This is a genomic window from Nitratireductor indicus C115 (genome assembly GCF_000300515.1).
In the GTDB taxonomy this organism is placed as follows: domain Bacteria; phylum Pseudomonadota; class Alphaproteobacteria; order Rhizobiales; family Rhizobiaceae; genus Nitratireductor; species Nitratireductor indicus.
Genome location: NZ_AMSI01000004.1, coordinates 319,697 through 344,893 on the forward strand (window position 1 = coordinate 319,697; position 25,197 = coordinate 344,893).

23 protein-coding genes are annotated in these 25,197 nt (G+C 61.2%); 12 read left to right on the forward strand and 11 right to left on the reverse strand.

Annotated features, from left to right (window positions below; translation table 11 throughout):
• Positions 1 to 709: 709 nt before the first annotated feature.
• Positions 710 to 2,713 carry a DUF4139 domain-containing protein gene (locus NA8A_RS08065; RefSeq protein ID WP_009756423.1) on the forward strand — a complete coding sequence of 668 codons (2,004 nt, stop codon included), beginning with the start codon at positions 710 to 712 and terminating at the stop codon, positions 2,711 to 2,713.
• A 172-nt stretch (positions 2,714 to 2,885) separates the two neighbouring features.
• On the opposite strand, the gene NA8A_RS08070 is transcribed toward NA8A_RS08065, so the two are convergent.
• Complete coding sequence (locus tag NA8A_RS08070; RefSeq protein WP_009756424.1) at positions 2,886 to 3,695, reverse strand: IclR family transcriptional regulator; 810 nt, start codon at positions 3,693 to 3,695, stop codon at positions 2,886 to 2,888.
• A gap of 190 nt (positions 3,696 to 3,885) precedes the next feature.
• Here NA8A_RS08070 and NA8A_RS08075 point away from each other — a divergent pair, with 190 nt between their 5' ends.
• The 7 genes from NA8A_RS08075 (at position 3,886) to NA8A_RS08105 (ending at position 13,148) form a co-directional block, all read left to right on the forward strand.
• Positions 3,886 to 5,415, forward strand: coding sequence for a M81 family metallopeptidase (locus tag NA8A_RS08075; protein ID WP_009756425.1), 1,530 nt, complete (start codon positions 3,886 to 3,888; stop codon positions 5,413 to 5,415).
• Positions 5,416 to 5,491: 76 nt separating this feature from the next.
• Positions 5,492 to 7,117 (forward strand): ABC transporter substrate-binding protein, encoded by a 1,626-nt coding sequence (locus tag NA8A_RS08080; protein ID WP_009756426.1) that lies wholly within the window; start codon positions 5,492 to 5,494, stop codon positions 7,115 to 7,117.
• Between the two features lie 164 nt (positions 7,118 to 7,281).
• Positions 7,282 to 8,223 carry an ABC transporter permease gene (locus NA8A_RS08085; protein WP_009756427.1) on the forward strand — a complete coding sequence of 314 codons (942 nt, stop codon included), beginning with the start codon at positions 7,282 to 7,284 and terminating at the stop codon, positions 8,221 to 8,223.
• An 89-nt stretch (positions 8,224 to 8,312) separates the two neighbouring features.
• Positions 8,313 to 9,107: an ABC transporter permease gene (locus tag NA8A_RS08090; protein ID WP_375295355.1), complete on the forward strand. Its 795-nt coding sequence runs from the start codon at positions 8,313 to 8,315 to the stop codon at positions 9,105 to 9,107.
• A 1-nt stretch (position 9,108) separates the two neighbouring features.
• On the forward strand, positions 9,109 to 10,770 hold the full coding sequence (locus NA8A_RS08095; protein WP_009756429.1) for an ABC transporter ATP-binding protein: 1,662 nt from the start codon (positions 9,109 to 9,111) through the stop codon (positions 10,768 to 10,770).
• A 34-nt stretch (positions 10,771 to 10,804) separates the two neighbouring features.
• Positions 10,805 to 11,968, forward strand: a complete 1,164-nt coding sequence (locus tag NA8A_RS08100) for a M20 aminoacylase family protein (RefSeq protein WP_009756430.1) — start codon at positions 10,805 to 10,807, stop codon at positions 11,966 to 11,968.
• Between the two features lie 49 nt (positions 11,969 to 12,017).
• Entirely contained in the window at positions 12,018 to 13,148 is a 1,131-nt protein-coding gene (locus NA8A_RS08105; RefSeq protein ID WP_009756431.1) for a M20/M25/M40 family metallo-hydrolase, read from the forward strand.
• Positions 13,149 to 13,250: 102 nt separating this feature from the next.
• Here NA8A_RS08105 and NA8A_RS08110 read toward each other — a convergent pair whose 3' ends face one another.
• Together NA8A_RS08110 and NA8A_RS08115 are read right to left on the reverse strand one after the other, a co-directional pair.
• On the reverse strand, positions 13,251 to 13,658 hold the full coding sequence (locus NA8A_RS08110) for a GFA family protein (RefSeq protein WP_009756432.1): 408 nt from the start codon (positions 13,656 to 13,658) through the stop codon (positions 13,251 to 13,253).
• 19 nt (positions 13,659 to 13,677) lie between these two features.
• Complete coding sequence (locus NA8A_RS08115; RefSeq protein ID WP_009756433.1) at positions 13,678 to 14,253, reverse strand: TetR/AcrR family transcriptional regulator; 576 nt, start codon at positions 14,251 to 14,253, stop codon at positions 13,678 to 13,680.
• Positions 14,254 to 14,342: 89 nt separating this feature from the next.
• Between NA8A_RS08115 and NA8A_RS08120 the strand changes: the two genes are divergently transcribed.
• Positions 14,343 to 15,137 (forward strand): crotonase/enoyl-CoA hydratase family protein, encoded by a 795-nt coding sequence (locus tag NA8A_RS08120; RefSeq protein WP_009756434.1) that lies wholly within the window; start codon positions 14,343 to 14,345, stop codon positions 15,135 to 15,137.
• Between the two features lie 40 nt (positions 15,138 to 15,177).
• Here the strand turns inward: NA8A_RS08120 and NA8A_RS08125 are convergent, their stop codons facing one another.
• The gene (locus NA8A_RS08125) at positions 15,178 to 15,657 is read right to left on the reverse strand and encodes an Lrp/AsnC family transcriptional regulator (RefSeq protein WP_009756435.1); all 480 of its coding nucleotides are present in this window, start codon (positions 15,655 to 15,657) and stop codon (positions 15,178 to 15,180) included.
• 143 nt (positions 15,658 to 15,800) lie between these two features.
• On the opposite strand from NA8A_RS08125, the gene NA8A_RS08130 reads away from it, so the two are divergent.
• Complete coding sequence (locus tag NA8A_RS08130; RefSeq protein ID WP_009756436.1) at positions 15,801 to 16,814, forward strand: 1-aminocyclopropane-1-carboxylate deaminase; 1,014 nt, start codon at positions 15,801 to 15,803, stop codon at positions 16,812 to 16,814.
• Positions 16,815 to 16,865: 51 nt separating this feature from the next.
• On the opposite strand, the gene NA8A_RS08135 is transcribed toward NA8A_RS08130, so the two are convergent.
• From NA8A_RS08135 to NA8A_RS08150, 4 genes are all read right to left on the reverse strand, one after another.
• Complete coding sequence (locus NA8A_RS08135) at positions 16,866 to 17,573, reverse strand: RES family NAD+ phosphorylase (RefSeq protein ID WP_009756437.1); 708 nt, start codon at positions 17,571 to 17,573, stop codon at positions 16,866 to 16,868.
• Positions 17,570 to 17,980 carry an MbcA/ParS/Xre antitoxin family protein gene (locus tag NA8A_RS08140; protein ID WP_009756438.1) on the reverse strand — a complete coding sequence of 137 codons (411 nt, stop codon included), beginning with the start codon at positions 17,978 to 17,980 and terminating at the stop codon, positions 17,570 to 17,572. Before NA8A_RS08140 ends, NA8A_RS08135 begins: the two co-directional genes overlap by 4 nt.
• Positions 17,981 to 18,055: 75 nt before the next feature.
• A complete protein-coding gene (locus tag NA8A_RS08145; protein ID WP_009756439.1) occupies positions 18,056 to 18,769 on the reverse strand; it encodes an LrgB family protein in 714 nt (237 codons plus the stop codon).
• Positions 18,741 to 19,163: a CidA/LrgA family protein gene (locus NA8A_RS08150; RefSeq protein ID WP_009756440.1), complete on the reverse strand. Its 423-nt coding sequence runs from the start codon at positions 19,161 to 19,163 to the stop codon at positions 18,741 to 18,743. Before NA8A_RS08150 ends, NA8A_RS08145 begins: the two co-directional genes overlap by 29 nt.
• Before the next feature lie 88 nt (positions 19,164 to 19,251).
• Between NA8A_RS08150 and NA8A_RS08155 the strand changes: the two genes are divergently transcribed.
• Positions 19,252 to 20,136 (forward strand): LysR family transcriptional regulator, encoded by an 885-nt coding sequence (locus NA8A_RS08155; protein ID WP_009756441.1) that lies wholly within the window; start codon positions 19,252 to 19,254, stop codon positions 20,134 to 20,136.
• A gap of 85 nt (positions 20,137 to 20,221) precedes the next feature.
• The gene (locus NA8A_RS08160) at positions 20,222 to 22,201 is read left to right on the forward strand and encodes an alpha/beta hydrolase family protein (protein ID WP_157174138.1); all 1,980 of its coding nucleotides are present in this window, start codon (positions 20,222 to 20,224) and stop codon (positions 22,199 to 22,201) included.
• A gap of 18 nt (positions 22,202 to 22,219) precedes the next feature.
• Here the strand turns inward: NA8A_RS08160 and NA8A_RS08165 are convergent, their stop codons facing one another.
• From NA8A_RS08165 to NA8A_RS08175, 3 genes are read right to left on the reverse strand one after another with little or no spacing between them, the layout of a single operon-like run.
• Positions 22,220 to 23,335: an ABC transporter ATP-binding protein gene (locus NA8A_RS08165; RefSeq protein ID WP_009756443.1), complete on the reverse strand. Its 1,116-nt coding sequence runs from the start codon at positions 23,333 to 23,335 to the stop codon at positions 22,220 to 22,222.
• A 3-nt stretch (positions 23,336 to 23,338) separates the two neighbouring features.
• Complete coding sequence (locus tag NA8A_RS08170) at positions 23,339 to 24,220, reverse strand: carbohydrate ABC transporter permease (RefSeq protein WP_009756444.1); 882 nt, start codon at positions 24,218 to 24,220, stop codon at positions 23,339 to 23,341.
• On the reverse strand, positions 24,217 to 25,095 hold the full coding sequence (locus NA8A_RS08175; protein WP_009756445.1) for a carbohydrate ABC transporter permease: 879 nt from the start codon (positions 25,093 to 25,095) through the stop codon (positions 24,217 to 24,219). The genes NA8A_RS08170 and NA8A_RS08175 overlap by 4 nt, the downstream gene beginning before the upstream one ends.
• Positions 25,096 to 25,197 lie beyond the last annotated feature (102 nt).

Genomic DNA, 25,197 nt, shown 5'->3' on the forward strand with positions numbered 1-25,197 from the left:
GCCCAAATCCATGCCCAATCCATGCCAAGCCGCTCCTTGCATCCAGCCCTTTCCTGCGCTCGTTGACAGCTGTCAACGAAACGCCCCATGCCGCTAAGCGCCATGCAGAGGCCCATGCCAGGCAGACGGATGCACGACAAAAGCATACGATCCGACGAACCGAAGGGGAGGGTAACCCGATTCGCTGCCCGACGGCGAGTAGCCTACGCCGTGGGGCAAAGATACGCTCTCCAAGCGGACACACTGCATGTGCGGCGCAAGTCGCTCGAAACCGCTAGTAACATCTATAACATGCGGTTACGGAAAAAACGTGCAATCGCCGACAGCACCGTTACTATTGGCCCGAGGACGCCCATCAACGTCAAGAAATTTTTGGTTAACAAAGGGTTAACGCGAGCGGCCTACATCGCGATCTTCCGTATCATGGCGCCCGAAAACGCCATGTTCACAACCTCTTAGGCGCCGGCATTCCGCAAGAACGCTTCGAAGGCAGCCGCCAAACATTTTTCCCGAGCCGCCCCAAGATCAGCTCAATCGGGGTTTCAAAACAAAACGGTTGCGTCAGGGGAGGCTAGAATCATCACATGCCCCAAACCGGGCTTGCCAAGTACCAGCCACTCCTGTCCATTCCCCAGGCGCATCACACAGGTACGAATACGGCCGCTAAGCTCGGTCCCTCCTATCAGCACCAATGTCGGGAGATGCTGCGATGAAAACGATCACCAAACTCTGGCAGGCGAGCCTTGTTGGCGCTTCGGCCTTCCTTCCCTTGCAATCGGGGGCATCTGCTTCCGAAAGCCGTGTGGAAGCCATAACGCTGTCTTCCGGAGGCCTTGCCGAGGTCAACCGCAGCGCACGCGTCAGCGGCAACGAGACGGTCGAAATCGAGATACCGCTCGAACAGGTCGACGACATTCTGAAAAGCCTCGTCGTACGCGACCCCTCCGGCAAGGTCGGCGGTCTCACTCTCGACGGTCTGTCCCCGGTCGAGGAAACATTTCGCCGTCTTCCCTTCGGCCCCGACACGATGGGCTCTCTGCCGGACCTCGCCGCCTCGCTTCAGGGCGTCAGTATTCGCGCGACATCCGGCGGGCGCACGGTGGAAGGCGTGGTGCTCGGCGTGGGGTCCGAACGCCGCGGCTCCGGCCCGGAGGCCTCGATTGAGCGCATTTTGTCCGTCATGACAGGGGAGGGGGGTATCGATGTACTGAAGCTCGGAACCGACACCACACTGGAAATTCTGGACGAGGCCATGCGCGAGAAACTGCGCGAGGCAGCAGCGGTGAGCGGGCGAGGGCGTATTGACGACATGCGGCGCATCGCCATTTCGTTGTCCGGCAAAGATGGGCGCGATATCGCTCTTTCCTATGTGGTGCCGGCTCCGGTGTGGAAAACCGCCTACCGCCTCGTTTCGGGTGCGGATGGCCAGGCGCGATTGCAAGCCTGGGCAATCATCGAGAATGCGACAGGCGAGGATTGGAAGAATGTGGCGGTCACGCTGTCTTCCGGCGCACCGGTCACGCTCTCCCAGCGGCTGCATCAAAGATATTGGCATCAACGACCAGAAATCCCGGTGACGGCGGGAGCCACGACCCCGCCGCGCCCCGACAACGCAGCCAGCATCAACGCCGACATGAGCGCCGACGCCGGCGGCGGCGCAATGCTCCAGAAGCGGATGCGCACCGCAACTCCAGCTTCCGCTCCTGTTTCCGCCGAGATCATGACCTACGCTCCGATGGCCGGGGCACGCGAACAAACCGTAGCGCAGGAAGGACAGACAAGCGCCAGCTTCCGCTTGCCCGACCCGGTCAATCTGCGGGCGGGACAGACCTTGTCCATGCCCTTCATCGATGCGGAGGTTCCGGCAGAACAGGTTTCCCTTTTCCAGCCTGAGCGCGGAGAAGCACACCCGATTGCCGCCCTGCTTCTTGAAAACGGCACGGGCGCGAGCCTGCCTCCGGGTATTCTCACCGTCTATGACGGACGTGACGGCTATGTGGGCGACGCCCAGCTCGCCGGCATCCCGGCAACGGAAAGCCGCATGGTCAGTTTTGCCGCCGACCGCAAGGTGGAAATCGCCTCCGACACGAAACCGGAAGAGGCGGTTACCCGCATCCGGGTCGTCGACGGGGCACTTCTCGTCACCAGCCTCTCGCGGCTTGTCACAACCTATTCCATCAAGGGCGCGGCGGATGGAGCTCGCACGGTAATCATTGAGCATCCGCGTCAGAACGGCTGGCGCGTGGTTTCCGATGCGCTTTCCAGTTCCACACCGACGCATCACCGTCTGCGCGTCGAGATCGGCGAGGGCGCCAGCAAGGATGTCGTCGTCACCGCCGAGCAGGATCGCACGGACCGGTTTGCTCTTGTGGATGCCGGCGCCGACGCGCTGCTGAGCTGGTCCGGTGCGGCGGCAGATCCCGAAACCGCTTCCAAGCTCGCCGAACTCGGCGAATTGCGGCGCAAGGCCGCCAATGCGCAGAACGAACTGCGGGATATCGAGGACGCGATCGAGCGCACCGCCGATGCCCAGGGCCGCATTCGCGACAATCTTGCCGCCGCTCCCGCCGACAGCGCGCTCGCCAAGCGTTATCTGGGGATGCTTGAAAAGACGGAAGACGAGATCGCCGCTCTCACCGGCCGGCGCGACGAGATGGACGTCCTGCGCAAGCGGTTCGAAGCCGACGTCAGCGCTTTCGTTCGCGATTTCTGAAAGCGAAGGGTGGGGACTGAATTTCCGTCCGCACCAATCCTTGACTGATGGCGCACCGCCTGCCTACCGGCACCTTCTCTCCCGAGTGAGGAGACGGTTCCGGTGGGCGCGATATCAGCATGGATTATCTCCAATCGTCACGAAGCAGCTTCATCGCGCGCCCGTTCCGGCCCTAAAACCTGCTGAGCGCGCCCGCCGCCTCGCTCGCCAGCGGAGCAAAGCGACGACAAAACCCTTCCGGTTCCCATTCGCTGAGAGAACCCGCGATATGGATCGCACCCAGGGGCGTGCCATCCGGCGCCAGAATGGCTGCCGCCAGCGCCACCTCGCCTTGCAGGACTTCCTCCATGGCCAGCGCGTATCCGTTCTGACGGGCCTCGCGCACCTTGGCGCGAATACCTTCGGGATCCGTGATCGTCTTTGGCGTGATCTCGCGTCTTTCCGAACGTTCGATGATTTCGTCCACTTCCGCATCGCTCAGATGCGCCATCACGGCGCGCCCGCCCGAGGTGCAGTAGATCGGCACGCTCTGACCGACCAAAGTCGCGAAAAAGGTTTCCCGCTTGCTTTGCAGCCGCGCCGCATAAACCAGGCGCAGCCCGTCACGCAGGCTGAGGTCGACACGCTCGCGCACATTGCGGCGTAACTCCAACAGGACAGGAGAGGCACGCGCCACCAACGGGTTGAGGCGCAGATAATCGCGCGTGTGATCGAGAATTCGAATGCCCGGCACGAAGCCCCTGTCATCCGCGTCGCGCTCCACATAGCCAAGCTGCCTGAGCGTATGAACGACGCGTTGCGCAGCACTGCGTCCCATGCCGCTCGCGGTTGCGATCTCGTTCAGCGAGAGCGGACGACCCGTATCGTGGAAGGCCGACAGAACCTGCATGGCGCGGGCTACTGCCTGCACGAACAGCGGGTCGTCTTCATCCACATGGCTGGCCGGGCGAACGCCATATTCTGCACGCTGAACATAACTCAAGCGACGTCTCCAAAAACCGTTTGACACATCAAGCGTACCACACTTATCGTAAATACGATACAAATGTATCGCTCAGCGATACTTTCCAATTTGCCTTGTCATCCCATCTTCGAAACCGGTCTTTCGAAGTCTGTTCTTTGCGAAGCGGTAGCGTCCGGATGCCTTTATGCGTTTGTGCAGGGAGAAAGGTATGAGAAAGCGGGTCGCGCTGGCCGGTTTCCTGCATGAAACGAATACCTTCGCACCGACGAAAGCGACCTATGCGGACTTCGTGCAGGGTGGCGGTTACCTGCCGATGTCGCGCGGACAGGAAATTCTGGAGCGTTGTCCCGGCGTCAATCTCGGCATTTCCGGCGCTGTCGAGCATGCGGAAAAGGCCGGCTGGGAGATGGTTCCCATTCTGTGGACAGGTGCAATTCCTTCCGCCCATGTGACGCGCGACGCCTATGAGCGGATCACTGCGGAAATCGTAAACGGCATTGCCGCGGCGGGCCAGCTGGACGGCGTATGCCTCGACCTGCATGGCGCGATGGTGGCCGAACATCTGGATGACGGCGAGGGCACATTGATCGCCCGCGTACGCGAGGTCGTCGGTCCCCAGGTGCCGATTTCCGTCAGCCTGGACCTCCACGGAAACACGACCCGACTGATGGTCGAGCAGGCGGACCTTCTGGTCGCCTTCAGAACCTACCCGCATGTCGACATGGCCGAAACCGGCCGGCGGGCTGCCGAAGGGCTGAGCCGCCTCATGGCGCGCGGAAAGCCGTTCGCCAAGGCGTTCCGCCGCCTCCCGTTCCTCACCTCCATTCCATGGCAGTGCACATTCATCGAGCCGGCAAAGAGCCTTTATGAAGAAGTCGCCGCTTTGGAGGCTGGCGACATCGCCAGCATGTCCTACTGGATGGGCTTTCCCGCCGCCGACATCGAGGAATGCGGGCAGACTTTGCTTGCCTATGGCGAGACACAGGCTGCGGCCGACAAGGCCGCCGACCGTTTGCATGCCAGCATCATGGCCCGTGAAGGGGATTTCGCCGGAAAAGCCTACGCCCCGGACGAGGGCGTTCTCGAGGCGATGCGTATTGCGGCGAGCGCCACACGGCCCGTCATCATTGCCGACACGCAGGACAATCCCGGCGCCGGTGGCGATTCCAACACGACAGGCATGTTGCGTGCGCTTCTGCGCAACGGCGCCCAATGCGCGGCCATCGGCATGATGGTCGATCCGGCGGCCGCGCGCGCTGCCCATGAGGCAGGGGAGGGGGCGGACATAAGCATTGCGCTGGGCGGCCAGTCGGCCATACCCGGCGACGCACCCCTTGAAGCCACTTTCCGCGTGGAAAAGCTTTCAGACGGGGACCTTCACGCGACCGGCCCGTATTACGGCGGCACCCATATGAATGTCGGCCCCTCCGCCTGTCTTTCCATCGGCGGGGTACGGATCGTCGTGGCGACCCACAAGGCCCAGATGGCCGACCAGGCCATGTATCGCTTCGTGGGCATCGAGCCAACGGAAATGGCCATTCTGGTCAATAAGAGCTCGGTGCATTTCCGGGCCGATTTCGAACCGATCGCCGAAACCATTCTGGTCTGCACCGCACCGGGTCCCATGCCGCTCGATCCGGCCGCGCTGGCCTGGACAAAACTCGCAGACGGCATGCGCCTGTCACCGAACGGGCCTACCTTCGAGCGCATCCGCTCCCATCAGGCGATGGAGGGCTGAAAGAACAAAGCGCGGCAGGAGAACCGCGGGAACGACGTCGCAGAAAGAGTTCACACGTAACAAAAGAGGGAACATCATGTTGCGTCTTCAGGAGAGACTTCACCACGCAAGGGGGCAGCTTCGCGGAACCGCGTTCGCTCTCTTAGCAGGCGCCGCGCTCATGACCGGTGCAGGCACCGCCACACCGGCAATGGCCGAAGGCAAGACGATCACCGCCGTCATGCATTCGGGACTGCGCGTGCTCGATCCGATTATCACCACCGCGCACATCACCCGTAATCACGGCTACATGATCTATGACGTGCTGATCGCGGTGGACGAGAACTTCAAGCCGCAGCCGCAAATGGCGGACTGGACCGTATCCGACGATGGCCTGACCTACACCTTCACCTTGCGGGACGGATTGAAGTTCCACGATGGTGCGCCAGTCACTGCTGCCGATGCCGTGGCCTCGCTGAAACGCTGGGGCAAACGCGACAGCGGCGGACAGCTGATTTTCGATGTGACCGACAGCCTCGAGGCCGGCGACGACAAGACGATTGTCTGGAAACTCAAGAGCCCCTTCGGCCCTCTGCTCGACATTGTCGGCAAACAGTCGGCCGTTCCGCCATTCATCATGCCCGAGCGCGTGGCCAACACGCCCGCCGAAGAGGCCATCACCGGCTACACGGGTTCCGGCCCCTTCGTTTTCGTTCAGGACGAATTTCAGCCCGGCGTCTCGGTGACCTATAAAAAGTTTGCCGACTATGTTCCGCGCAATGAGCCGGCGAGCTGGATGGCCGGTGGCAAGAAAGCTATGGTCGATGAGGTGAAATGGGTGACGATGCCCGATGCTCAGACCTCGATCAACGCGCTCCTTTCCGGTGAGATCGATTATCTGGAACAGGTGCAGATCGACCTTCTGCCGCTTCTGGAGAGCAGCGAGGATGTGAGCGTGGAGACCCGCGATGCCCTTGGCTACCAGACAATGGGACGTTTGAACTTCAAGCATCCACCATTCGACAACAAGAAGATCCGTCAGGCGGCGCTCATGGCGCTCAGCCAGGAAGATGTGCTCGGCACGCTGATCGGCAATCCGGACTACTACAAGGTCTGCGGAGCAATCTTCGGTTGCGGCACGCCGCTCGGCGATGAAACCGGCGCCGATACGCTGATTTCAGGCGGTGATACGGAAGGCGCCAAGAAGCTGCTGGAAGAAGCCGGTTATGACAACACGCCCATCGTGCTGATGCAGCCGACCGATGTGATCAGCCTTGCACCGCAGCCCGTCGTCGCCGCCCAGGCCCTGCGCAATGCCGGCTTCAATGTCGACATGCAGGCGATGGACTGGCAAACGCTGGTAACACGCAGGGCAAGCCAGGCCAAACCCGCCGAAGGCGGCTGGAACGTGTTCTTCACCAACTGGATGGTGCCTGAAATCAGTTCGCCGCTCATCAGCGCCATGCTGAACGGCCGCGGCGACGATGCTTGGTTCGGCTGGCCGAAGGACGACAAGATCGAGGAGCTGCGCGCAGCCTTCGTGGCGGCTGACACGCCCGAGAAGCAGAAGGAGGTGGCCTCCGAGATTCAGAAGCACACAATGGATGAGGTGCTCTACATCCCGCTCGGCCAGTATCTGATGCCGCAGGCGCGCAGCAACAAGCTGACCAACATGATCCCGTCGCCGGTTCCCGTCTTCTGGAACATCGAGAAAGCGGACTGACGACAATGCCCCGATAATGCCTCTGGCCGGCGGGAGGATATGCCGGCCGGAGGCACGCATCGCAAATCCGGTGCCGCGCCCAAGGCTTCCATCATGCAAGGATGGGAGGAGCCCGAGGGAAGGCGAGGAACGCTGCACCGCTTGATAACCAAGGCACGGGACCCATGCTTGGCTATATTCTCCGGCGCATATTGGCCGTCATCCCGGTGATGGCGATTGTTGCCGTTTTCGTTTTTCTTCTTCTGCGGCTGACGCCCGGCGACCCGGCGGCAATCATCGCCGGAGATGCAGCAACCCCCGCGCAGCTGGAACGCATTCGCACATCCCTCGGCCTCAGCGACCCGCTGCATGTGCAGTTTTTCACCTGGGCCAAACTTCTCTTCCAGGGAGATCTCGGCACGTCGCTGATCTCCAGCACGCCGGTCACCCAGATGATCGGCCAGCGCATCTGGCCGACGATCAACATCGCGCTGATGACCATCGTGCTGTCGGTTCTGCTTGCCGTGCCGATGGGTGTCCTGGCCGCATGGAGGCACCGGACATGGGTCGACTATGTGGTGATGGGTTTTTCCGTTCTTGGCTTTTCCATCCCCGTTTTCGTGATCGGCTATCTGTTCATTCTCGCCTTTTCCATCGAACTGCGATGGCTGCCGGTTCAGGGCTATGTCGCGCCGTCGCAGGATTTCGGAAAGTTCCTGGCGCGCGCCATACTGCCATGCCTGACGCTTGCCACCATCTATGTCGCGCTGATCGCACGCATGACGCGGGCCTCGATGCTCGAGGTCCTGGGTGAGGACTATATCCGCACCGCCCGCGCCAAGGGCGTGAAGGAAACGGTCGTCCTGTTTCACCACGCGCTGCGCAACGCGGCCGTACCCATCATGACGATTATAGGCACCGGGTTCGCGCTTCTCATCGGCGGCGTGGTCGTGACGGAAAGCGTGTTCAACATTCCAGGCATCGGCCGGCTGACCGTGGACGCGATCCTGGCGCGCGACTACCCCGTCATTCAGGGCATGATCCTTCTGACGAGCGCCATCTATGTCTTCATCAATCTGCTCGTCGATCTTTCCTACACGTTCTTCGACCCGAGGATTCGCTACTGATGGCTGCCAATCCACAACCCGCAGCCCGGCTGCAATGGTTCTTCGGCGCTATCGCGCTGCCAAGCGGATGGCGTGTCGGCGTCGGTCCGATGATTGCTGCAACCGTGCTCACGCTGATTGTGCTTTCCGCGTTGTTCGCCCCGCTTCTTGCTCCCCACGATCCACTCGCCATGGACGCGCTGCAAAGGCTCAAGGGCCCGAGCGATACCTATCCGCTCGGCACCGACGCCTATGGTCGCGACCTGATGTCCCGAGTGCTGACAGGAGGACAGATCTCGCTCTTCATCGGCATCGGGGCGGCCATCGTCAGCGTGGTCATCGGCCTGTTGATCGGCCTCGTCTCCGGCTTCTTTCGCGTTGCCGATGCGATCATCATGCGCCTCATGGACAGCCTCATGGCGATCCCCTCGATCCTGCTCGCCATCGCGCTGGTAGCGCTCAACGGGCCAAGCATCTGGTCGGTCATGGGTGCCATCACCATTCCCGAAATTCCGCGCGTGGTGCGGCTCGTGCGCTCCGTGGTCCTGTCGGCACGGGAGGAGCCCTATGTGGAAGCGGCCATGGCGCTCGGCTCCTCCATGCCGAAAATTCTCTGGCAGCATCTCATGCCCAATACGCTGGCGCCACTCATCGTGCAGGGCACCTATATCTGCGCCTCGGCGATCCTGACGGAAGCGATCCTGTCGTTCCTGGGCGCCGGCGTTTCCACGGAGATTCCCACCTGGGGAAACATCATGGCGGAGGGCCGGGTCTACTTTCAGATCAAGCCATCGCTGATCTTCTGGCCCGGCCTGATGCTGTCGCTGTGCATCCTGTCGATCAACCTTCTCGGCGACACCGCGCGCGACCTGCTCGACCCGCGGCTGAAGAAGAGGGAGGGGTGAGATGAAATTCAAATCCCGCAATTTCGACCAGGCGTCGAACGTCCTTGAAATCACCGGACTGACGGTGCGGCTTACCGGCAACGACAAGGCCGATCCGGTGCTCGACGCGGTATCGCTGAAGATCCGGCAGGGCGAGACCGTGTGTCTGGTGGGCGAATCCGGCTCGGGCAAGTCCGTTACCTCGCTTTCCATCATGGGGCTCCTTCCAAAGGGGGTCCTGGCAGCGACCGGCGGACACATCGAACTGGAGGGCCGCAACCTCCTCGAACTCAACGCACAGGCCATGCGCGACATGCGCGCACGCAAAATCTCCATGATCTTTCAGGAGCCGATGACCGCGCTTAACCCCGTGTTGCGCGTGGGCGAGCAGATCGGCGAGGTGCTGGACACGCATACAAAGCTGCCGGCACGCGAGAAGAAGGCACGCGTGCTCGACATCATGAACCAGGTGCATCTGCCCGATGTGGAGCGCATCTACCGGTCCTATCCGCACCAGCTTTCCGGCGGCCAGCGCCAGCGCATCATGATCGCCATGGCGCTCATCCTGGAGCCGCAACTCCTGATCGCCGACGAACCGACCACGGCGCTGGACGTGACCACGCAGAAGCAGATCCTGAGCCTGATCGCGGAATTGCAGGAAAAACACGGAACGGCCGTTCTCTTCATCACCCATGACATGGGTGTGGTGGCGGAAATCGCCGACACGGTGCATGTGATGAAGCTCGGCCGGATCGTCGAGCACGCCCCGGTGGAAACCCTGCTACGTGCGCCCAAGCAGGACTATACGCGGCAATTGCTGCAATCGGTCCCGAGCCTTTCCCCGCGCGCACCACGCGCGATGCCCGAGGGGCAAACCGTTCTGGCAGTGGAAGGGTTGCAGAAAGTCTACGGGGCGCACGGCGTCTTTTCGCGCCGCGAGCCCACCCGCGCGGCAAACGATGTGCGGTTTTCCATCCCGCGCGGGCGCACACTGGGCATTGTGGGGGAAAGCGGATCGGGAAAATCCACCGTGGCGCGGTGCATCATGCGGTTGATCGATCCGACGGAGGGCGAAATCCGTGTTGCCGGAAAGGAAATCGCCACTCTCACAAGGCGGCAACTGCGCCCCTATCGGCGACACATACAGATCGTATTCCAGGATCCCTTCCGTTCGCTCAATCCGCGCTGGACCATCGGCCGCAGTCTCATCGAGGGGCCCCTCAACATAGGCGAGGACAAGCAGGCGGCGCTGGCCCGCGCCGCCGACCTCCTGACCCTTGTCGGCCTGCCGGACGACGCGGTGCATCGCTACCCGCACCAATTCTCCGGCGGCCAGCGCCAGCGTGTCGCGATCGCGCGCGCCATCGCCATGGAGCCGGATGTTCTGGTGGCGGACGAGGCGGTCTCAGCGCTCGATGTCTCGGTACAGGCGCAAGTGCTGGACCTGCTCGACGAACTGCAGCAGAAACTCGGCATCGCCATTCTGTTCATCACCCACGACCTGCGGGTCGCGGCACAGATTTGCGACGAGGTTCTGGTGATGCAGCACGGTCATGTGGTCGAGCATGGCACAGCCGCCGAAGTGCTTTCCAACCCGCAGCACGCCTATACCCGCGCCCTCATAGAGGCAGCACCGGGCCGCTCATGGGATTTCGCCAATTTCAAGGAATTGCAAGGCGCCTGACGAAGCGCCGTAACCAACTTATAGAGAGGAAAACATGCCGGTCCTGCCCAAGATCAACGAGTATGCCGACGAGCTGACGGCGATCCGCCGCGACTTCCACGAGCATCCCGAAATCGGTTTCGAGGAAGTTCGCACCTCCGGCATCGTTGCCGACCTGTTGCGCAAATGGGGCGTGGATGAAGTGCATACCGGCATCGGCAAGACGGGTGTCGTCGGCATCATCAACGGCAAGCGCGAAGGCAAGCGCACGATAGGGCTTCGTGCGGACATGGACGCGCTGCCCATGCAGGAACTGACCAATCTGCCATACGCTTCCAAGAACCCCGGCGCCTTCCATGGCTGCGGCCACGACAGCCACACGACCATGCTTCTGGGCGCTGCCCGCTATCTTGCCGAGACGCGCGACTTCGCAGGCCGCGCGGTCGTCATTTTCCAGCCGGCGGAGGAAGGGCTCGGCGGGGCCCGCGCCATGCTGGCGGACGGGCTGTTCCAGAAATTCCCGTGCGACGAGGTCTATGGCATGCACAACAACCCGCTGGCCGAGCCGAACAAATTCGGTGTGAAGCCCGGACCGGCCATGGCGGGAGCGACCTTTTTCGATATCACCGTCAACGGCGTGGGCAGCCACGGCGCAATGCCCCATCACGCCCGCGACCCAATCGTGATCGCCACCGCGCTGGTACAGAATCTGCAATCCATCGTCAGCCGCAATGTGCAGCCGACACAACCAGCCGTTCTTTCCGTGACGCAGATCCATTCGGGATCGGCCTATAATGTCGTGCCCGACAAGGCGGTGATCTCGGGCACCATCCGCTATTTCTCCGATGAGGTGCGCGATCTGATCCACACGCGTCTCAACAAGCTCTGCAAGGGCTTTGCCGAAAGCTATGACGTGGAGATCGTTCCTGATCTGAGGCCCGTCTTCGATGTGCTGATGAACGATGCCGATCTCTCGGAATCCTATCGCGAGGCCGCCGCCGAAATCGTCGGCGAGGAGAACGCGACCATCACCAAAGAGCTGGTGATGGGCAGCGAGGATTTCGCCGACATGCTGCGCGCCGTGCCGGGAGCCTATTGCACGCTTGGGCACAAGGGTTCGGTGCCAGTGCACAATCCGGGCTTTCTCCTCGACGACGCCATGCTGCCGGTGGGCGCCAGCATCATGGCTCGCATCATCGAGAGACGGTTGGCCGCCTGAAGCCTCCTTCACCGCCGCGACAAGACGACTTCCCAACAGGACAAGCACCATGAATTTCCAGAAACTGCCCTTCGACACGGACACCATGCTCGCCGGCCTGAAGCCGTGGATCGAATGTGAGAGCCCGACCTTTGATCCGACCGCCGTCGACCGGATGGTGGACCTTGCCGCTTACGAGCTCGCGGCCATCGGCGCCGAAATCGAGCGCATTCCCGGACGCATGGGCTTCGGCGGATCGGTGCGCGCGCGTTTCCCGCACAGGGACTTCGGCAAGCCCGGCATCCTCATTTCCGGGCATCTCGACACGGTGCATCCCATCGGCACCCTGGAAAAGAACCCGTGGCGCATCGAGAACGGGCGCTGCTACGGCCCGGGCATTCAGGACATGAAGGGCGGCAATTATGTGAGCCTGGAAGCCATCCGCCAGCTCATCCTTGCAGGCATCGAGACGCCGCTGCCCATAACCGTGCTCTTCACGCCCGACGAAGAAGTCGGCACGCCCTCCACACGTGAACTGATCGAGATGGAGGCCCGAAAGAACAAGGTCGTTCTGGTGCCCGAGCCTGCCCGCCCCGATGGGGGCGCGGTAACGGGACGCTATGCCATCGCCCGCTTCAATGTGAAGACCTCGGGCAGGCCGAGCCACGCCGGCTGGGCGTTGAAGGATGGCCGCTCGGCCATTGCCGCCATGGCGCGCAAGGTGCTTGAGATCGAGGCCATGACCGGCGAGGACTGCACCTTCTCCGTCGGCGTCATCCATGCCGGACAGTGGGTGAACTGCGTATCCTCCTTCTGCGACGCGGAAGTGCTGTCCATGGCCAAGCGGCAGAAGGATCTGGACCATGGCGTGGAGCGCATGCTGGCGCTCGCGGGTGAGGAGAACGACGTCGTGATCGAGGTGAAGCGTGGCGTCACCCGCCCCGTCTGGGAACCGGACGCAGGCACCATGGCCGTCTACGAGCTGGCGCGCGATATTGCCGGCGAGATCGGCTTCAACCTCAGCCATGCCAGCGCCGGTGGCGGCTCGGACGGCAACTTCACCGGCGCTCTCGGCATCCCCACGCTGGATTCCATCGGAGTGCGCGGGGCAGGGTTGCATACGCTTGGCGAATATATCGAGGTGGACAGCCTGGTGGAGCGCGCGCAGCTCATGGCCGGCCTGCTGCTGCGTCTGAAATAGCCACGCAAGAGCGCCGTGCGTTCTCCTTGATGCATGGCGCTCGATCTTGGTTTCAGTACATTTCTGCGGGCTTCAGGTGTGTTTGCCCGACCACAAGCCGGTCTATCCAGGCAAACCATCGAAGCCGGGCGCGTCCTCCAGCCCGTTGTCCCAGGCCGCGCGACTGGACAGGCAGACATGCGCGGTCGGTCGCATATCAAGCGGAGTGTCGAGACAACCTGCCGGTACGACCAGCATGTTGCCGCCCGCTTCCTCGCGGGGCAGGGCGGATCCGCATTCGACGCAAAATGCCTTTTGATGCCGCGTTCCCGGCACGCGATAGGTCCTGACCACCTCGCCGCCCGACAGCCATCGGATCGAGGCGCGGGAGGAGAAGAGATTGGCAGCGTGGGCCGATCCGGTATCCTTGCGGCACCGGCTGCAATGACACAGGAAAAAATGTTCGAAATCGCCCTCGATTTCGAACTTGGCCGCGCCGCACTGGCATGAGCCGCTGCTCAACCTGGTCATGAATTCCTCCCTTTTCGAGCTATTCAGCAGAGCTCCGCAGAAGTTGCTCCGCCGCTTCGCCCGCGCTGCGAATATATGAGACGTCGTGGTGAACGAGCATGGTGGAAAACGCTCCGTCAAGGAGCAGAACCACATGGCGCGCCAGAAGCGGGGCGTCGTGCGGTTTTTCCACCGCAATCACCTCGGTCAGCCAGGCTTCAAGACGCTTCTTGTGCGCAGCGGCCCTCTTTACCGCCGGGTGGCCGGGCGTCTCGACGAGTTCGGCGGCCGTGCGCAGGAAGCCGCATCCTTTCCAACGGCGGTTGGCCGCGCCGGCTGCGATGTTCTCGAAGATCGCGCCAATCCTGTCGGCGAGCGTGCCATCGGCCTCGGCGAACCACTTCGCGAAGAGTTCGAGATTGGGCTGGTCCCGCGAGGCAAGATATGCGGCGACCAGATCGTCCTTGCTGCGGAAGTGATAATAGAGCGTCTTCTTCGTCACCCCTGCCTTTTCCGCAACGGCATCGACGCTGACGGCGCGGATTCCTGCGCCGTAAAAGAGGCGGCTCGCCGCCTTGACGATTGTTTCCCGTGTCCGTCCGGCATCTCTGGGCATGATCAAACTATACTGACTAGTGAGTTTATAGGCTGTCGGCGCGATGTTACCCCCGATGCGGTTTTTCGCAAAGCATATCGGAGGTTTCCATGTCGGACGGCACAGTGCTCTTTCAAAAGCGCGGCAAGGTGGCATTGCTCACCCTCAACCGCCCTGAAAAGCTGAATGCCCTGAACTACGCCACCAATGATCTTCTCATGCAGCTTCTCGACGGGATCGAGGAAGACCGGGAGATCGAAGCAGTGATCCTGACGGGAGCCGGCGACCGTGCGTTTTCGGCCGGCGGCGACATCCATGAGTTCTCGCAGAGTATAAGGCAGGGCGCAGACATCGCTGTTCGCGCCTTCGTGCGGCGCGGACAGGCGATGACCTCGCGCATGGAAGCCTTCTCGAAGCCCATCATTGCAGCCGTGAACGGCCTTGCCTTCGGCGGCGGCTGCGAAATAACGGAAGCCGTTCATCTGGCCGTCGCCAGCGAGCGGGCGCTTTTCGCCAAGCCGGAGATCAATATCGGCATTCCGCCGACCTTCGGTGGCACCCAGCGCCTGCCACGGCTTGCAGGACGCAAGCGGGCGCTGGAATATCTGTTGACCGGCGACCCCTTCGGGCCTGAGCGGGCTTTCGACATGGGGATCGTCAACCGGGTTGTTGCCCATGACGATCTGCTCGACGCCGCCTTCGAGCTCGCCGGTCGCATTCTGCGCCACTCGCCGCTTGCAAGCGCGCGCATTCTCAGCGCCGTGACACGCGGTCTCAATGCGACGATCTCGGAAGGATTGCAGATCGAGAGCGAGCAATTCGCCCGGATGGCTGCGAGCCAGGACGTACACGAAGGTCTTGCTGCCTGGATAGAGCGGCGCACACCCCTTTACGACGGCCGATGACGAGGTGGGGCGCAGCCGGACCGCATCGCATGACATGTCTTCAGAAGTCGAGCTGTGCCCCATCCACCACTTCCTTCATTACGAAGAAAGTGCGCGTCTGGCGCACGCCGGGCAGACCGATCAGCTGGCTGCCATGCAGGCGGTTGAAATCCGCCATGTCGCGGGCGCGAATCTTCAGGAAATAATCGAAATCGCCCGCCACCAGATGACAATCGAGGATGAAAGGCAGCTTCTTCACCGCGCTTTCGAAGGCAGCGAAACTCTCCGGCGTCGAGCGGTCGAGCACCACACCGACCATGACCAACGCGCCACGCTCCACCCGTTCGGGCGCAATGGCAGCATGCACACCACGGATATGGCCTGCCTTGAACAGGCGTTCGGTGCGGCGATGGCATGTGGCTGCACTCACCCCGGCGAGTCGCGCCAGATCGGCGTTGGAAAGCCGCCCATCGCGCTGCAAATGCCGCAGAATGCGCAGGTCGATCCTGTCCAGCCCTTCGCCTTCGGAAGATTCTTTCATTTTTCTGAAAATTATCTCTCTAATATATCGATATTTTACGCTACCTGTATGGTGTTGGAAATCAAAGCGCTAAAATATGAAAGCACATTCCGCATGAAATCCGCTAGCGTTCAAGGCAAGATCGCTCTTTGGAAAGGCTTGCCATGCTGGAAAAATTCGAACGCTATCCGTTGACCTTCGGTCCCACGCACATCGAGAAGCTGGAGCGCCTTTCGGCGCATCTGGGCGGCAAGGTGGAGCTTTACGCCAAGCGGGAGGACTGCAATTCCGGTCTTGCCTTCGGTGGCAACAAGCTGCGCAAGCTCGAATACATCGTGCCGGACGCCATTGCCTCGGGCGCGGATACGCTGGTTTCCATCGGCGGCGTCCAGTCCAACCACACGCGCATGGTGGCGGCGACCGCGGCGAAGATCGGGTTCAAGTGCAGGCTCGTGCAGGAAAGCTGGGTGCCGCATGAAGATGCGGTCTACGACCGCGTCGGCAACATCCTGCTCAGCCGGGTTATGGGCGCGGACGTCCAGCTGGTCGATGAAGGTTTCGACATCGGCATCCGCAAGAGCTGGGAAGACGCCCTGCAGGATGTGAAGGACAAGGGCGGCAAACCCTATCCCATTCCTGCCGGCGCCTCGGTGCACAAATATGGCGGCCTCGGCTATGTGGCCTTCGCCGAAGAGGTGCGCGCGCAGGAAGAGGAACTGGGCTTCAAATTCGACTACATCGTCGTCTGCACGGTGACCGGCTCGACCCATGCCGGCATGCTGGTGGGTTTTGCCGCCGATGGCCGCGCCCGTAATGTCATCGGCATCGATGCCTCCGGCACGCCGGACCAGACACGCGCGCAAGTTCTGGAGATCGCCCGCCGCACCGCCGGCCTGGTTGAGCTTGGCCGCGAGATCGGGGACGAAGATCTCGTGCTGGTCGAGGACTATGCCTATCCGGCCTATGGCGTGCCCTCGCAGGAAACCAAAGACGCCATCCGCCTCTGCGCCCGCCTTGAGGGCATGATGACGGACCCGGTCTATGAGGGGAAATCCATGCAGGGCATGATCGACCTCGTGAAGAAGGGCTATTTCCCGGAAGGCTCCCGCGTTCTCTACGCGCATCTCGGCGGCGTGCCGGCGATCAACGGCTACTCCTACGCTTTCCGCAACGGGTAGCCCAAGGCTGCGGGCCGGGTCGGGACCATCGCTCGACCCAGCCCATCCCCGTCAGACGATGCGATAGACTTCGCCGCTGCCGGCGTCGCGGTAGAAGTCCACCCGCTGGCCGTTCCAATGATAATCGATGTGCCGTCCCTGCGTGGGGTTTTTCGCCGTGTCGGGATAAAATAGGCCCGCACAGGCCCCGCCGGAAAGTCGCACGCTTGGATAGGCAATCCCTTCCGAGCCTGCTGCCCTGAGCCGCGCAGCCAGGGCCTGGCTGGCGCTGTAGTCGTTCGGCAAAAGAACATCGTCCCAGCCGCCCCCGCCAACATCGTGAAGCGAGGCCGAAACATCGAGCAGAATTTCCCGGAACTGCGAGGTCCATCCTGCAGCTTCTCCGGTCGCAGCCATGAAGCGGGCATGGTGGTGGATCGTCTCGAAAAGCGCCGTTTCGAAACGGTCGGCAATGTAGAGCACGCCGAAATGCCCGTCGCTGAAGCGGCTCGGCCTGTCGGGGCTGACATGGGTGAAGGGGGCCATCAGCCAGGTCGCGCCCTGCCCGGAAACACGCCGCTCCTCGGGCACGAGGTCGAGATTGCCGATGGTTTCCATTAGCCGTGGATTGGTCTTTTGCTCGGCGGCGATCAGAAGCGGCCAGTCCGCCGGGTCCGCGATGTCCTCGAAAAGATCGATGGGCGGAAAGGCGCTGCGAATGATGCGCACCGCGCCATGCCATTCGACAGCAGAAAGGGGAGGGATATCGGCTGCGCTCACCAGCCGCCCCGCTCGGCATCGAGATAGCGACGTACACGCATGAGATCGGTCAATTCGCCGCCCAGCATGATGTCGAGCGCCGAGCGACCTCCAAAGGCGGCATTGGGCTTGCCGATCCAGCCATAGGCGCGCTGCGGCTCTCGGAAGATCAGGCGCAGCGCCTTGTGAATGCCCATCAGATTGGAAAGCCTCGCCTTGCCGTCGCGGTCGATCCGCCCGATCTCTCCGGCCTTCCAGCGGCGGTAGGTGCGCAGCGGGAGATCGAGAAGCACCGCCGCCTCTTCATCGGTCAGTTCCCACAGCCTGAACAGATTGACGGCGGCACGGAACATAGCCCCCGCTTCGTCATCCGTGATGGGTGCAGGGCGGAAATCCGGCAATGTGGTGTCGACCAGTTGCAACGCCATGGCAGTCTCCTTTTGGCATTAAATAATACCAAGACTGCCAAATGGCAAGATCGTGTCAAAAGAGGTGGCGTTACCTCAGTTCAGAATGTAGGCGAGAAAGGGCGCAGCCAACACGTTGAGCAAGCCCACCATGACCATGACGAGACCGGCGATGGAGCCTTCTTCACGGCCGATCTGATGGGCCTTGGCCGTGCCCGCGCCGTGCGCGCCAACCCCGAGCAAGGCACCGCGGGCAAGCGCCGACCGGATGGGCAGGAACGACAGCATGAATTCGCCAAGGATCGCACCCAGAACACCGGTCATGACCACGAACACCGCCGTGAGGTCGGGCACTCCGCCGATATCCTGCGAAACCTCCAGCGCAAAGGGTGTGCTGATGGAGCGCGGCAACAGGCTGAGCCGCAAGGTGCCGTCGAGACCGAGTAAGGTTGCAAGCCCCCACCCGCTAAGGATCGCCGTGGCGCTGCCGGCCACCATGCCGATGAGCAGCACCGGCCATTGTCTGCGGATAAGCGCCCTCTTCTCATAGATCGGGACAGCGAAGGCGACCGTGGCGGGGCCTAGCAAGGTTATGAGCCAGCCGGCACCTCGCATGTAATCGCCATAGGAGGCATGCAGGAACAGCACGATCATGATGAGCGCTGCGGGAGTGACGGCAAGCGGCATCAGCCACCAGTACGGCCAGCGGCGGTAAAGGCGCTTGGCCGTTAGATAAAAGCCTATGGTCGCCGCCGACCAGAAAAAGCCCTGAAAGAGCGGGTTACCCCAGGAGAGGCTCGACGCGATCATCACGCTCTCTCCAGCGGTAGCAGAGGTCAACGGTTAGAGCCGTGACACCCATGACGGCAATCGTACCGCCGAGAATGACGAGCAAAATCTTCAATCCAAGCAAGCCCAGCAGCTCCTCGTGATCGACCACGGCCAGGACCGCCGGCACGAAGAAGAGAAGCATCTCTGCCAGGAACCATTCCGCCCCGCGCTTCAGGCTGAAAAGGCTGAGCCGGTGGCTTGCCAGAAGCAGAAGCACGAGGATCATGCCGACAATGCCGCCCGGCAGGGGAAGTCCGGTCAGTCGAACGACCGCCTCGCCCAGCAGCCAGAACAGGATCAGCAGAGCGATCTGCACAAGGCGGCGGTTGTGAACGCTGCGACGAAAGCGAAGGGAAAAGGCGCGGGTCGTCATGAATCAATCTCCTGCGCAAACATATGCTGCATCGCAACATGATCAAAATGACTTGTTTTCATACAAACTATTCTGATATCGAATATCGATGGAATTCAGAACCATGCGCGCTTTCGTCGAGGTGGTTCGCCAAGGCGGCTTCTCCCAGGCCGCCAAGGCGATCAACGCCACGCAATCCACCGTCAGCAAGGCGGTCAAGCAGCTAGAGGAGGAGATCGGTGTGCCGCTGCTCGACCGCATCGGCCATCGCAGCACGCTTACCTCAGCCGGCGAAATCGTCTATCGGCGCGCAGTGCGAATGCTCGCGCAACGCGAGGAACTGTTCGTCGAGCTCGACGATCTGCGCGGCTTGCGGCGCGGCACATTGCGGCTGGGTCTGCCGCCCATCGGATCGAACCTCTTATTCGCACCGCTTTTTGCCAAGTTCCGGCAGCGTCATCCGCATGTGGATATCCGGCTCACGGAGCACGGCAGCGACCAGCTTGAGGAGATCCTGCGCGCAGGCGAGATCGACCTTGCCGGCTCGCTGTTGCCTGTCGCCAGGGATTTCGCCTGGCAGGCGGTGCGGCGCGAGCCGCTTGTGGCCCTCCTGCCACATCGTCATCCTCTGGCAGAGCGCGAGCAGATCACGCTGATCGATCTCAAAACCGTACCGTTTCTTCTTTTTGAAAAAGGGTTCGCTCTGAACCGCATTATCCTGGCCGCATGCGCCCGCCATGGTTTCGAGCCGCAAATCGCTGCGCGCAGCAGTCAGATCGAGTTCATTGTCGGGCTGGCGGCGACAGGTCTGGGCGTCGCATTCTTTCCCCGCCTCATTGCCGAGCAGCGCCATCATCCCGGCGTGCGCTACGTGCTTCTGGCGGAGCCGGAGACCGATTGGAGCATGGCGATGCTTTGGCGCCGCGATTCTTATCTTTCTTATGCCGCAAAGGCGTGGCTTACAATCGTTCGAGAGTCTTATTCAGGAGAATAGATTTGTAGAAATTGTTCAATATTTAAGCAACAATTATTATATACATAACTTTTATTTAAAAAAATAATTTAAGATCACCATGAAAATGAAATCGATAGTCGTCGCGGCACTTGTATCTGCCGCGCTTGCGTCAATGGGCGGATATCTTGCGATACAATTTCGCACCATAGCGCCCACCCACAAGGCTCTTAACGGCAATGCGTTGCAACCTCTCATTCCGGTGCGCGCCTTTTATGCAAATCTTGGCGACAACTGGAATTACAGCCCTTCCCACGACGGCTCCATGATCGCCTGGTATGCCTACAGCTGGGCGCAAAAGGTCATCAATATCCGGCGCAAGGATGAAGATGCTCCTTTTATTGTGATCCCAGCGCAAAACATCGACCTCTTCACCTGGTCGGCCTATGATCAAACCCTGCTGGTGCATATGGACGGACGCCAGTGGCGGGTCGATCCCATGAATCCCGAACGGGAAGAGTGGGTAGACGTGACACCCCGCGGCTTCAACCACAGTTGGGCCATCACCACGCCTCGCAGCCCCGAGGAGCTTGTGGTCGTCTCCTCCAGCGATCGAAACCCGGCCTTCTCCGATCTCTACACGGTACGGCAGGACGGAGGGGGCAAGCAGCTCCTCGCTCAGAACACCGGCAATATCCTGCAATGGTGGCTCGATGCGAACAATGTTCCCATTCTGCGGCTCGACCGCGAAGAGGATGGCGCAAGCCAGCTTATGACCCGTTCCTCAAACGAGGACAGCTGGCGACCGCTGATCAAAATCGACCGCCGTGACAACTTCACCCCTATCGGCGTACCAAGGCCGGGTGAAGCTTTTTATGCGGCCTCGGATCGCGGCCGCGACAGGCTGGCGCTGGTCTCGGTGGATCCCCAAAGCGGAACGGAGACCGAGATTGTCGCCTCCTCATCCGAAACCCTGACCGGCGCATGGCTGTTCAACCCCTGGGAACACCGGCCTGACATGCTTCTGATGGGGGATGCCGGCACATCCTTCGTGCCGCTTACACAGAATGGAGAAACGGCAAGGCAGCTCCTGACGAAGGATGCGGGTTCGGTTGCCGCCGAGTTCGCGAACTATGCCGCGCAGGGTCGCTTCGTCGTCGTCGCTCGATCACTGCAAACGCAGCCCTATGAGAATTTTCTCTATGACTTCCAGCGGAAAACAGCCACGAAGCTCGGCGAGAACCCGCTTGCGGCCTACGCCAACGACCTTCCGCGTAAGGTCTCGCTGTCCTTCAAGGCGCGGGACGGTATGGATATTCCGGCCTATCTCGTGCTGCCGACCGGCGTCCGGGCGTTCTCACTGCCGGCAGTCGTCATGATTCACGGTGGGCCGGCAGAGCGTTTCGAACCGGGCTTCGACGTGGAAAGCGCATTTCTCGCCAATCGCGGCTATGCGGTTTTGCAGGTGGATTTTCGCGGTTCGACGGGGCATGGGCGCGCCCATCAGGAAGCCGGTTACCGCCAAGTCGGTAAAACCATGCAGGACGACATCGTGGACGCGGCCCATTGGCTGATCGAAGAAGGCATTGCCGATCCCAAGGCGATTGCGGTCATGGGAGGAAGCTATGGCGGTTATTCCGCAGCCCTCGCCATGACGCGGGACCCCGGTCTGTTCAAGGCTGCCATCGTGGAATCCGCGGTTCTTGACGTGCCCTACCAGATGCAGAACAACCCGTATGCCTGGGGCCTCAACCGGGACGAGGCCGAGCGCTATTTCGGCAATCCCGAAAACCCCGCCGACCTGAAAGCAATGGAAGCCGTGTCACCGCAAACGCAGGTCGACAAGGTGCAGGATGCAATCCTCCTTTTGGCAGGCAAGGAGGATCCAGTTGTGGGCTTCGAACAAAGCGAAGAATTCGCGCGTTCATTGAAAGCCGGAGGCAAGTCCGTGGAAGCCGTTTTCTTCGAAGGGGAGGGACACACGATTTCATCTCTCCCGAACAGGATCACACGCGCGCGTCTGATCGAGGATTTCCTGGCAGAGCATCTGGGCGGGCGCAGCAGTGGCTTCGACCTTGCCGAATGGTACGGACGCTGGATCGAATGAGCCCGTCTCCGATGTTCTTCAGGCGATGCGCAGCTGCGTCTGCGGGTCGAACAGCACCGCCTTGTCCAGATTGAAGGCAAGGCGGGCCTTCTGCCCGGCGATGATCGGTGCATCCGCACGAAGGCGGGCGACGATCTCGCGCCCACCAATGCGGGTCACTGCGAATGTATCCGAACCGGCTGGCTCGATAACCTCGATGTCGCAATCAAGCTCGCTCACATGGCGCGCATTGCGGTCCGCACTGTCGGGGTCGGTCAGGGCTTCGGGACGAATGCCGAAAACCACCATCTCCCCCTTGCGGGCAGCAAGTTCAGGAACGTTCTTTGCATAAGGCAGAACAAGCGGCGCGCCCTCGTCACGCTTCATGACAATGGCAACATCCGCCCCATCCGCATCGAGCGTCGCCGGGATGAGGTTCATGGAAGGCGAGCCCATGAAATCCGCGACAAAGAGATTGGCCGGCCTGGCATAGATTTCCGCAGGCGTTCCGAATTGCTGGAGAACGCCATCCTTCAGCACGGCGATGCGGGTTGCCAGCGTCATCGCCTCGATCTGATCGTGGGTCACATAAACGATTGTCGTGCCCATGCGCTGGTGCAGGCGCTTGATTTCGGTGCGCATATCCACGCGCAGCTTCGCATCCAGATTGGATAAGGGCTCGTCGAAAAGAAAGACCTGCGGCTCGCGAACCAGCGCCCGCCCCATGGCAACGCGCTGGCGCTGGCCGCCGGATAACTGGCTGGGCTTGCGATCCAGGAGCTGTCCGATCTGCAGCGTTTCGGCAACGCGCGCAATCGCCGCATCGCGCTCGGCCTTGGCAACGCCGCGTATTTCCATGCCAAAGCCGATATTCCCGGCCACCGTCATGTTGGGATAAAGCGCGTAGGACTGGAAAACCATCGCGATGTCGCGTTCGGACGGGTGCAGATCGTTCACCGATCGCCCGTTGATGCTGATCGTGCCGTCGGTGATGGTCTCAAGCCCGGCAATCGTGTTGAGCAGCGTGGACTTTCCGCAGCCCGACGGACCGACCAGAACCAGAAAGCCGCCTTCCTCAATTTCGAGGTCGATCCCTTTCAGCACCTCGACCCGGCCGAAGGACTTTTTCAGCTTCTCGATCTTCAGAAAAGACATGGGCTACCCCTTTACGGCGCCGGCCATGAGACCGCGCACGAAATAGCGTCCGGAGACGATGTAGACGACGAGGGTGGGAAGTGCGGCAAGGATCGCGCCTGCGAAATGGACGTTGTATTCCTTCACGCCTCCCGAGGAGGAAACGAGATTGTTCAGCGCAACCGTCATCGGCAGGGAATCGAAATCGCCAAACGAAACGCCGAACAGGAAGTCGTTCCAGATGTTGGTGAACTGCCAGATCACCGTAACGACGATGATCGGGGCCGAGGAGGGCAGCAGGATGCGCCTGAATATCTGGAAGAAGCTCGCCCCGTCGATCTGCGCGGCACGCACGAGCTCGGTGGGGAAGGCCGCATAATAGTTGCGGAAGAACAGGGTGGTGAAACCGAGACCGTAGACCACATGGATCAGGATCAGCCCCGTCGTGGTTCCGGCCAGACCCAGCATGCCAAGAATGCGTGCTGCAGGAATGAGCGCGATCTGGAAAGGGATGAAGCAGGATAAGAGGATCAGCCCGAAGATGACGTCATCCCCGCGAAAGCGCCATTTGGTGAGAATGTAGCCATTCAGCGCGCCCAGGACCGTAGAAATCGTCACGGCAGGCACCACCATCAGGACGGAATTCAGGAAATAGGGTTTCAGGCCCGTCGGCTGCACGCCGATCTGCGCGCTCGACCAGGCCTTCGCCCATGGTTCGAGGGTAAACAGCGTGGGCAGGGAAAGCATGTCGCCCTGACGGATTTCCTCAAGCGGCTTCACCGAGTTGACCAGCATCACATAGAGCGGCAACAGGTAATAGACGGCAAAGAGGATCAGCACGCTGTAGAGCAGCGCCCGCAGGAGTTTGTTGGATCGGCCCGCCCCGGCCATACGGTCCGCACTCATCGCTGCCTCCCCGGCTTCAGTTCCGAATAGAGATAGGGCACGATGATGGAAAAGATCATCACCAGCATGATGATTGCAGACGAGGCGCCGATGCCCATCTGGTTGCGGGTGAAGGTGTAGGAATACATGAAAGTGGCCGGTAGCTCCGTCGCCTGTCCCGGGCCTCCGCCGGTCAGCGCGACCACCAGGTCATAGGATTTGATGGCGAGATGCGCGAGCACCACGAACGCCGACAGGAAAACCGGGCGCATCATGGGGATGATAATGCGTCGGTAGATGGTGGCGTTCGATGCGCCATCGATCTGCGCTGCCTTGATGATCTCACTATCGACACCGCGCAAACCCGCGAGAAACATGGCCATCACAAAGCCGGATGACTGCCAGACGGCGGCAATCACGACCGTATAGATCGCCAGCGTGCGGTCCTTGATCCAGCTGAACTCGAAGCCCGTCCAGCCCCATTGATGCATGGTGTTTTCAAGGCCGATGCCGGGATCGAGAAACCACTTCCATGCCGTGCCCGTGACTATGAAGGACAGGGCCATGGGGTAGAGATAAATGGGTCTCAGAAACCCTTCGCCGCGTATCTTCTGGTCGAGCAGAATTGCCAGGAACAGGCCCAGTACCGAGCAGATGACAATGTAGAGCGAACCGAAGATCGCAAGATTGCTCAACGCCCGCCACCAATGCCGCAGGCCCCAAAGCTTCGAATAGTTCTCGAAGCCAACGAAGCCATAGGACGGAAGCATGCGCGAATCCGTCATCGACAGGTAGAAGGTATAGAGAATGAACGCGTAGACGAAGATCAGGATCAGCGCCAGGCTGGGACTTAACACCAGTTTGGGGATGATGTGCTGCAGGCGATTGCGGTTCATGGGCTGTTTCCGGGGACGGGGTCGCACCCGATCCCATCCCCTGTGGCCTCCATCTTGTGGCGCGGGAGCGCGGACAGACAAGCCTGCCCGCGCTCGCTCGCA